This window comes from Streptomyces kryoterrae (genome assembly GCF_054072135.1).
The window spans coordinates 6290505-6299496 of sequence record NZ_CM133358.1 but is presented as its reverse complement, the minus strand read 5'-3'; the positions used below and the strand labels follow the sequence as shown (position 1 = coordinate 6299496).

The following is an 8992-nucleotide window of genomic DNA, read 5'->3' as shown; positions in this document are numbered from 1 at the left end:
CCGAGCGGGCGGATGCCCGTCGAAGATCCGGGCAAAGCCCCGAAGAGGCGATGCTCGGAAGGAGCACGGGGAACTGCGTGATCAGACACAGCGCACCCGCACCCAAAATCAGCAAACCGTGAATCCCGAGATCTTAGTACTGCTCGGTCTCCACAAAACCCGCATCCACGTCGTCGTCGGCACCGAAGGCGTCAGCCGCGGCGGTCGGGTCGAACCCGGGAGGCGAGTCCTTGAGAGCGAGACCCATCCCGGCGAGCTTGGCCTTGACCTCGTCGATCGACTTCGCACCGAAGTTACGAATGTCCAGCAGATCCGCCTCGGAACGAGCCACGAGCTCACCCACGGAGTGGATGCCCTCACGCTTCAGGCAGTTGTACGACCGAACGGTGAGCTCAAGCTCCTCGATCGGCAGCGCAAGATCAGCGGCCAGTGCGGCATCGGTCGGGGACGGGCCCATGTCGATGCCCTCGGCGTCGATGTTGAGCTCACGGGCGAGCCCGAACAGCTCGACCAGCGTCTTACCGGCCGACGCCATGGCGTCACGGGGACGCATGGACTGCTTGGTCTCGACGTCGACGATCAGCTTGTCGAAGTCGGTGCGCTGCTCGACACGCGTGGCCTCGACCTTGTACGTGACCTTCAGAACCGGCGAGTAGATCGAGTCGACCGGAATACGCCCGATCTCCTGACCCACCTGCTTGTTCTGCACAGCCGAGACGTAGCCGCGACCGCGCTCGACGGTCAGCTCCACCTCCAGCTTGCCCTTGCCGTTGAGCGTGGCGAGGACGAGGTCGGGGTTGTGCACCTCGACACCGGCCGGCGGCGCGATGTCGGCGGCGGTGACGACACCCGGACCCTGCTTACGCAGGTACATGACGACCGGCTCGTCGTGCTCACTGCTGACCACGAGCTGCTTGATGTTGAGGATGAGGTCGGTGACGTCCTCCTTGACACCCGGCACGGTGGTGAACTCGTGCAGAACGCCGTCGACGCGGATGCTGGTGACAGCCGCACCCGGAATCGAGGACAGAAGAGTCCGGCGGAGGGAGTTACCGAGGGTGTAGCCGAATCCCGGCTCCAGCGGCTCGATGACGAACCGGGAGCGGAACTCGTCGACGACCTCTTCGGCCAACGAGGGACGCTGAGCGATCAGCATGTGGAGATCCTTCAGTCGTGGACACCCGCTATTTGATGCCCGACCAGTAATACAAGGGTACGGGCGATACGGCTCCAAGGAGCCATACCGCCCGAAACCTCAAACCAACAAGCAACCGTGCGCCAGATCGGAAGATCTGAAGATCAGACGCGGCGGCGCTTCGGCGGACGGCAGCCGTTGTGCGGGGTGGGGGTGACGTCCTGGATGGAGCCGACCTCGAGACCCGTCGCCTGGAGCGAACGGATGGCCGTCTCACGACCCGAACCCGGACCCTTGACGAAGACGTCAACCTTGCGCATGCCGTGCTCCTGCGCGCGGCGGGCGGCCGACTCGGCGGCCATCTGCGCGGCGAAGGGGGTGGACTTGCGCGAGCCCTTGAAGCCGACGTGGCCGGCGGAGGCCCAGGAGATCACGTTGCCCGCGGGGTCCGTGATCGAGACGATCGTGTTGTTGAACGTGCTCTTGATGTGAGCGTGCCCATGAGCGACGTTCTTCTTTTCCTTGCGGCGCACCTTCTTGGCAGCGCCCTGACGACCCTTGGGGGGCATCTACTACTCCTACGGGGAGGTGGTCGGTCCTACAGCGAAGACCGCTGATGAAGCGTTGTCCGCTGAGGACTACTTCTTGCCCGGCTTCTTCTTGCCGGCGATGGCGCGACGCGGGCCCTTGCGGGTACGAGCGTTCGTGCTGGTGCGCTGACCGTGGACGGGCAGGCCACGGCGGTGGCGAATACCCTGGTAGCAGCCGATCTCGATCTTCCGGCGAATGTCGCCCTGGATCTCGCGACGGAGGTCACCCTCGGTCTTGATGTTGGCGTCCACGTACTCGCGGATCGCGACGAGCTGCTCCTCGGAGAGGTCCCGAACACGGGTGTTCGGGTCCACGCCAGTCTCCGCCAGCGTCAGCTGGGAGAGGGTCCGGCCGATGCCGAACACGTAGGTGAGGGCGACCTCCACACGCTTTTCACGCGGGATGTCAACACCGGAAACGCGTGCCATTCAATGGCTCCAGTTGTCGTTTCGGAGGTCTTCCACAAGGCCGTTTCCCAGCCGCCGTATGAGGTACGAACTGGGTCCCCGGCCTCCGACCGGGGGTATCAGCTCCACTGAACGATGATCGACTACAAACCACGAACGTCGAATCACCGAACTTCGGACCTGGGCCCTGCGTATGAACATGTACTGCTGCTCGCGTCGCGCGAATTTCTGCGGGTGCAGAAGGTGGGTCCTGCGTCAGCCCTGGCGCTGCTTGTGGCGCGGGTTCTCGCAGATGACCATGACCCGACCATGACGGCGGATCACCCTGCACTTGTCGCAGATCTTCTTGACGCTCGGCTTGACCTTCATGGGGTGAGGTTCTCCGGGTCAGTGCCCCACGCCAGGTGCAGACGGAGGGCGAGAATAAAGATCTACTTGTATCGCTGAAGTTCTCTTCCTGACTGAATTGACTGATCAGGAAGACTCTCCCCTGGATCGCTCCGGAGAGTTTGACAGGTGAAACCCTGTCCGACGACGACCCTCCCGGCCGCCGGGGCGAGTACGAGACCCGCCCAGGCTCACTTGTACCGGTAGACGATCCGGCCACGAGTCAGGTCGTACGGAGACAGCTCCACCACGACCCGGTCGTCAGGGAGGATGCGGATGTAGTGCATACGCATCTTGCCGCTGATGTGTGCCAGGACCTGGTGGCCGTTCTGGAGCTCAACCTTGAACATCGCGTTCGGAAGAGACTCGACGACAGTGCCCTCGATCTCGATGGCACCTTGCTTCTTGGCCACGCTTCGCCCTTCGAATCGACTACCTTGATCGACTCCCATGCGTTCCCTGATGGGCGCATGCGGACATGCGGGTGCACGAGAGCCGACGAGTCAGTCTACGTCAGCACACCCGGAAAGACGAATCGAGGAAGGATGCCCCGCACCCGTGATCCTTAACCAGCACGGGGTCTTCCCCAGCCCCACAACGGCGTACGACGGACAGCCCCCACCGTCCCGACACAGCACAGAGCCAACGCACCCGAGCACCCGAGCAAGGCTCCCGGAGCCCCGGAACCCAGAACACGCAGCCCTCGTCAGAGCCCGGGCCCCCGGGCCCAGGGCCCAGGGCCCAGGGCCGAATTCCAGGGACCGCAGCCCCCACCAGGATCCGGAGGCCAGCCCCCGCCAAGACCCAGGGGCACAGCCCCGGCCGGCCCCCGGGTTCAGGAGCACAACCCCGCCTGGGCCCCAGGAGCGAAGCCCCGCACAGGCCCCCGGGTCCAGGAACACAGCCCCGAGCCGGACGCAGGGGACGCAGCCCACGCCAACATCCGGAGACACAGTCCCGGCCGGGTCCATGGGTCCATGGGTCCATGGGTCCATGGGTCCATGGGTCCATGGGTCCATGGGTCCAGGGGCGAAGCCCCAGGCCGGGGGCGAATTCCAGGGGATACAGCCCCCACCAGGGTCCCGAGGCACAGCCCCGGCAGAACTCCCGGGGCCCAGGGGCACAACCCCGGGCGGTAGCCAAGGGCGCGGCCCCGGGCGGGGTGCAGGGGGTGCAGCCCCCGCTGGGGGGGTGCAGGGGCACAACCCCGGGCGGTAGCCAAGGGCGCGGCCCCGGACGGGGTGCAGGGGGCGGAGCCCCGCTGGGGGTGCAGGGGGCGGAGCCCCGCTGGGGATGCAGGGGCGAAGCCCCGGGGCAGGGTGCAGGGGGTGCAGCCCCCGCTGGGGATGCAGGGGCGAAGCCCCGGGGCAGGGTGCAGGGGGTGCAGCCCCCGCTGGGGATGCAGGGGCGAAGCCCCGGGGCGGGGTGCAGGGGGCGGAGCCCCGCTGGGGGTTCAGGGGGCGGAGCCCCCTGGTGGGGTCGAAGGGGCGGAGCCCCTGGGGATGGGACGGGTAGGGGCGGCGGGGGCGAGGAAAAGCCCTACGCCAGCGGATCCGGCGCCGCGGTAACCCCATGCTCCGCCAACTTCGCCGCCCCCCCGTCGGGAGACGTAAGCACCAACGGCCCCGCCTCAGTCAACGCCACCGAATGCTCCCAGTGCGACGACCAGGTCCCGTCCGTCGTGATGACCGTCCAGTCGTCCGCGAGGACCTCGGTCCTCGGCGTACCCAACGACACCATCGGCTCGATGGCGAGACAGAACCCAGGGACCAGCTTCGGCCCCTTCCCCCGCTTGCGCTCGACGTAGTTCAGCAGATGCGGATCCATGTGCATCTCGGTCCCGATGCCGTGCCCGCCGTAGTCCTCGATGATCCCGTACCGTCCACCGCCCGCCTTGGGCTGACGGCGGATGTACGTCTCGATCGCACGCGAGATGTCGACCAGCCGGTTCCCCGGCTTCATCGCCGCGATCCCCGCCCACATCGACTCCTCCGTCACCCGCGACAGCTCGATCAGCTCCGGAGCATGCCCCGACCCCACGAACGCCGTGTACGCCGCGTCCCCGTGCCAGCCGTCGATGATCGCGCCGCAGTCGATGGAGATGATGTCCCCGTCCTTCAGCACGACCTCGTCGGACGGGATGCCGTGGACGACGACCTCGTTGACGGAGGTGCAGATCGTCGCCGGGAACCCGCCGTACCCAAGGAAGTTCGGCTTCGCGTTGTGCTCCGCGAGCACCTTCCGCGCGACCTCGTCCAGATCCTTCGTACTGGCGCCCGGCACGGCCGCCTCACGAGTGGCCGCGTGGATGGCGGCGACGACAAGCCCCGCCTCGCGCATCTTGGCGATCTGCTCGGGGGTCTTGATCTGCACCATGGGAACTACGGCCTTTCCTGAACCGATCAGGCTGGGAAGCGAACGAACACACAACAAGCCAACGATACGGCGCCCCGCCCCCACGCAGCAGCCGCGGTCCCCCGACAGGGAACCGCGGCTGTCCGACGTGAAAACTGCGACCCGGAAGCCCGAAAGGGCTACTGGAACTACTCGCCCTCGCCGTCACCCTTCAGCGCGGCCATCGCCTTGCCGGTGACGTCCTCCACCTTCCCCAGCGCCGAGATCGTCACCACGAGGCCCTGGGCCTTGTAGTAGTCGATGATCGGCTCGGTCTGGGTGTGGTAGACCTCCAGGCGCTTGCGGACCGTCTCCTCGGAGTCGTCGTCCCGCTGGTACAGCTCGCCGCCGCAGACGTCACAGACGCCCTCGGCCTTCGGCGCCTGGTACGTGACGTGGAAGACGTGCGCCGAGTCGTTACGGCAGATGCGGCGGCCGGCGATGCGCTTGACCACCTCGTCCTCGGGGACCTCCAGGTCGAGGACCGCGTCCAGCTTCATGGACTCGGCCTTCAGCATCTCGTCCAGCGCCTCGGCCTGCGAAACGTTCCGCGGGAAGCCGTCCAGCAGAAAGCCATTCACCGCGTCGGACTGCTCCATGCGGTCCTTGGCCATCGCGATCGTGACCTCGTCCGGCACCAGGTTGCCCGCGTCCATGTAGGACTTCGCGAGTTTCCCGAGATCCGTCTGCTTGCTGATGTTGGCCCGGAAGAGGTCGCCCGTGGAGATGTGCGGGATCGACAGGTTCTTGGCGAGGAACGCGGCCTGCGTTCCCTTCCCGGCACCAGGCGGCCCGACGAGGACGATTCGCATCAGCGGAGGAACCCTTCGTAATTGCGCTGCTGGAGCTGGCTCTCAATCTGCTTCACGGTCTCAAGACCGACACCCACGATGATGAGGATGCTGGTCCCGCCGAACGGGAAGTTCTGGTTTGCCCCGAAACCTACCAACGCCATCGTCGGTACGAGAGCGATCAGACCCAGGTACAGCGAACCCGGCCAGGTGATCCGGTTGAGTACGTAACTCAGGTACTCAGCAGTCGGCCGACCAGCCCGGATGCCCGGGATGAAGCCACCATACTTCTTCATGTTGTCGGCTACTTCTTCGGGGTTGAAGGAGATGGCGACGTAGAAGAACGCGAAGAAAACGATCAGCAAGAAGTACGTGACGATGTAAACCGGGTGGTCACCCTTGGTCAGGTTCTGCTCGATCCACGTCTTCCAGGCCGAGGTGCCGCCGGAGAACTGCGCGACCAGCGCGGGGATGTAGAGCAGCGACGAGGCAAAGATCACAGGGATGATGCCGGCCTGGTTGACCTTGAGCGGGATGTACGTCGACGTGCCGCCGTAGGACCGGCGGCCGATCATGCGCTTCGCGTACTGGACCGGGATCCGGCGCTGCGCCTGCTCGACGAAGACCACCAGCGCGACCATGACGAGGCCGACGGCGATGACCGTGCCGAACTCGATCCAGCCGTCCGCCAGGTCGCCCTGGGTCTTGATGGCCCACAGCGCCGACGGGAAGGTGGCGGCGATCGAGATGAACATCAGGATGGACATGCCGTTGCCGATACCGCGGTCGGTGATGAGCTCACCGAGCCACATGACGACGGCCGTACCGGCGGTCATGGTGACGACCATGGTGATGGTCACGAAGATCGACTGGTCCGGGACGATCTCGCTGGCGACCTGGCAGCCGCTGAAGAGCGCACCGCTGCGCGCGGTGGCGACCAGACCGGTGCCCTGGAGGATGGCGAGAGCCACCGTCAGATAACGGGTGTACTGCGTGATCTTCGCTGTGCCCGCCTGGCCCTCCTTCTTGAGGGCTTCCAGGCGCGGGATCACCACCGTCAGCAGCTGCAGGATGATGCTCGCCGTGATGTACGGCATGATGCCCAGCGCGAAGATCGTGATCTGCAGCAGCGCCCCGCCACTGAACATGTTCACCAGACCGAACAGGCCCTGGCTTCCTCCGCCCTTCGCGACGTCGATACACGTCTGGACGTTCTGGTAGTCGACACCTGGGATCGGGATGTGCGTGCCCACCCGATAGACCACGATGATGCCGAGCGTGAAGAGCAGCTTCTTGCGCAGGTCGGGCGTCTTGAACGCCCGGGCGAACGCGGTGAGCACGGTGCCTCCTGCGACCCCCGCGCTACTGCGTAGAGGTGACGGTTTTGAGGTTCGACGAATACGTTGACAGATAACTAACAGCCGAGAGGGGTCCGGAGTTCCTCGTGAACACAACGGACTCAACTTGACAGTGCTGGCCACCTTACCGGCGACCACGCCTCCTAGGAACGACCAACCGGGGATACCCCATTTGTGGGATATCCCCGGTAGGGATCGCTCAAGTCATCGAGACGCCTGTGGTGTTCAGAGCAGCTCGGTGACGGTACCGCCGGCGGCGGTGATCTTCTCCTTGGCGGAGCCGGAGACGGCGTCGACCGTCACCTGCAGCGCCACGGAGATCTCGCCCTGGCCGAGGACCTTGACGAGGCTGTTCTTGCGAACCGCACCGTTGGCGACGAGCCCCTCGACGGTGACTTCGCCACCCTCCGGGTACAGCGACGCCAGCTTGTCGAGGTTCACGACCTGGTACTCGGTCTTGAACGGGTTCCGGAAGCCCTTGAGCTTCGGGAGACGCATGTGGAGGGGCATCTGGCCACCCTCGAAACGCGCCGGAACCTGGTAACGGGCCTTCGTGCCCTTGGTACCACGTCCAGCCGTCTTACCCTTCGACGCCTCACCACGACCCACACGGGTCTTGGCGGTCTTGGCGCCCGGGGCAGGACGGAGGTTGTGGATCTTGAGCGGGCTGTTTTCCGCCATGATCAGTCGACCTCCTCAACCGTCACGAGGTGGCGGACGGTGTGAACCATTCCGCGGAACTCGGGGCGGTCCTCCTTGACGACCTGCGTGTTGATCCCCTTGAGACCAAGGGACCGCAGGGTGTCACGGTGGTTCTGCTTGCTGCCGATGTACGACTTCGTCTGCGTGACCTTGAGGCGAGCCATTACGCACCCGCTCCCGCACGCGCACGGAGCAGAGCCGCGGGGGCGACGTCCTCGAGGGGCAGACCACGGCGGGCCGCGATCTCCTCGGGACGCTGCAGGCCCTTGAGGGCCGCCACGGTCGCGTGCACGATGTTGATCGCGTTGGACGAGCCGAGCGACTTCGACAGGATGTCGTGAACGCCGGCGCACTCGAGGACAGCACGCACCGGGCCACCGGCGATAACGCCGGTACCGGGGGAAGCAGGCTTGAGCAGGACGACGCCCGCGGCCTTCTCGCCCGTGATCGGGTGCGGGATGGTGCCCTGGATACGGGGGACCTTGAAGAAGTGCTTCTTGGCCTCTTCAACACCCTTGGCGATCGCGGCCGGCACCTCCTTGGCCTTGCCGTAACCGACACCGACGGTGCCATCGCCATCGCCCACTACGACGAGCGCAGTGAAGCTGAAGCGACGACCACCCTTCACAACCTTGGCGACGCGGTTGATCGCGACAACGCGCTCAACGTACGCGGTCTTCTCGGCGGCAGCAGCGCCGCCGTCACGGCCCTTCCGGTCCCGCCGCTCGCCGCCACCGGCACCGCTTCCGCGGCGCTGGGGTCCAGCCATTGGATTACCTCTCTCTTTTTCCGCTAGCTACGCTGCGCTGCGACGGTTAAGTCGCGAGCGCGACGGGCGGCTCAGAACTTGAGCCCGGCTTCGCGGGCGGCGTCGGCCAGGGCGGCGATACGCCCGGCGTACCGGCTGCCACCACGGTCGAACACGACGGACTCGACACCGGCGGCCTTGGCACGCTCGGCCACGAGTGCGCCGACCTTGCCGGCCTGCGCCGACTTGTCTTCGCCCTCGTTACCGCGGATCGAGGCGTCCAGGGTCGACGCCGACGCCAGGGTGTGACCCTTGATGTCGTCGATGACCTGGGCCACGATGTGGCGGTTCGAGCGGGTTACCACCAGGCGGGGACGCTCACCCGTTCCGTTGACCTTCTTACGGATCCGGATGTGACGACGCTTGATGGCAGCACGCTTGTAAGCGTCGCCCTTAGCGATCTTCGTACCGTATGCCAT

The 8992-nt window shown here is 65.8% G+C and carries 12 protein-coding genes; all 12 read right to left on the bottom strand.

Annotation, left to right across the window (positions count from 1 at the left end; genetic code table 11):
- Positions 1-133: 133 nt before the first annotated feature.
- Positions 134-1156, bottom strand: coding sequence for a DNA-directed RNA polymerase subunit alpha (locus ACW4TU_RS27945; protein ID WP_457417496.1), 1023 nt, complete (start codon positions 1154-1156; stop codon positions 134-136).
- A gap of 143 nt (positions 1157-1299) precedes the next feature.
- Complete coding sequence (gene rpsK / locus ACW4TU_RS27940; protein ID WP_006376016.1) at positions 1300-1704, bottom strand: 30S ribosomal protein S11; 405 nt, start codon at positions 1702-1704, stop codon at positions 1300-1302.
- 69 nt (positions 1705-1773) lie between these two features.
- Positions 1774-2154: a 30S ribosomal protein S13 gene (gene rpsM, locus ACW4TU_RS27935; RefSeq protein ID WP_053746337.1), complete on the bottom strand. Its 381-nt coding sequence runs from the start codon at positions 2152-2154 to the stop codon at positions 1774-1776.
- 234 nt (positions 2155-2388) lie between these two features.
- A complete protein-coding gene (gene rpmJ / locus ACW4TU_RS27930) occupies positions 2389-2502 on the bottom strand; it encodes a 50S ribosomal protein L36 (protein ID WP_003998809.1) in 114 nt (37 codons plus the stop codon).
- Between the two features lie 209 nt (positions 2503-2711).
- Positions 2712-2933, bottom strand: coding sequence for a translation initiation factor IF-1 (infA, locus tag ACW4TU_RS27925; RefSeq protein ID WP_003948620.1), 222 nt, complete (start codon positions 2931-2933; stop codon positions 2712-2714).
- Positions 2934-4059: 1126 nt separating this feature from the next.
- Complete coding sequence (gene map / locus ACW4TU_RS27920) at positions 4060-4896, bottom strand: type I methionyl aminopeptidase (RefSeq protein ID WP_457417495.1); 837 nt, start codon at positions 4894-4896, stop codon at positions 4060-4062.
- A gap of 167 nt (positions 4897-5063) precedes the next feature.
- Positions 5064-5726, bottom strand: a complete 663-nt coding sequence (locus ACW4TU_RS27915) for an adenylate kinase (protein WP_164318951.1) — start codon at positions 5724-5726, stop codon at positions 5064-5066.
- Positions 5726-7045 (bottom strand): preprotein translocase subunit SecY, encoded by a 1320-nt coding sequence (gene secY / locus ACW4TU_RS27910; RefSeq protein WP_457430337.1) that lies wholly within the window; start codon positions 7043-7045, stop codon positions 5726-5728. The genes ACW4TU_RS27915 and secY overlap by 1 nt, the downstream gene beginning before the upstream one ends.
- A 243-nt stretch (positions 7046-7288) precedes the next feature.
- Positions 7289-7744: a 50S ribosomal protein L15 gene (rplO, locus tag ACW4TU_RS27905; protein WP_450407000.1), complete on the bottom strand. Its 456-nt coding sequence runs from the start codon at positions 7742-7744 to the stop codon at positions 7289-7291.
- A gap of 2 nt (positions 7745-7746) precedes the next feature.
- Entirely contained in the window at positions 7747-7929 is a 183-nt protein-coding gene (gene rpmD / locus ACW4TU_RS27900; RefSeq protein WP_055553514.1) for a 50S ribosomal protein L30, read from the bottom strand.
- Positions 7929-8534, bottom strand: coding sequence for a 30S ribosomal protein S5 (rpsE, locus tag ACW4TU_RS27895; RefSeq protein WP_006376045.1), 606 nt, complete (start codon positions 8532-8534; stop codon positions 7929-7931). The genes rpmD and rpsE overlap by 1 nt, the downstream gene beginning before the upstream one ends.
- Positions 8535-8605: 71 nt before the next feature.
- Positions 8606-8992 (bottom strand): 50S ribosomal protein L18, encoded by a 387-nt coding sequence (gene rplR / locus ACW4TU_RS27890; protein WP_164407104.1) that lies wholly within the window; start codon positions 8990-8992, stop codon positions 8606-8608.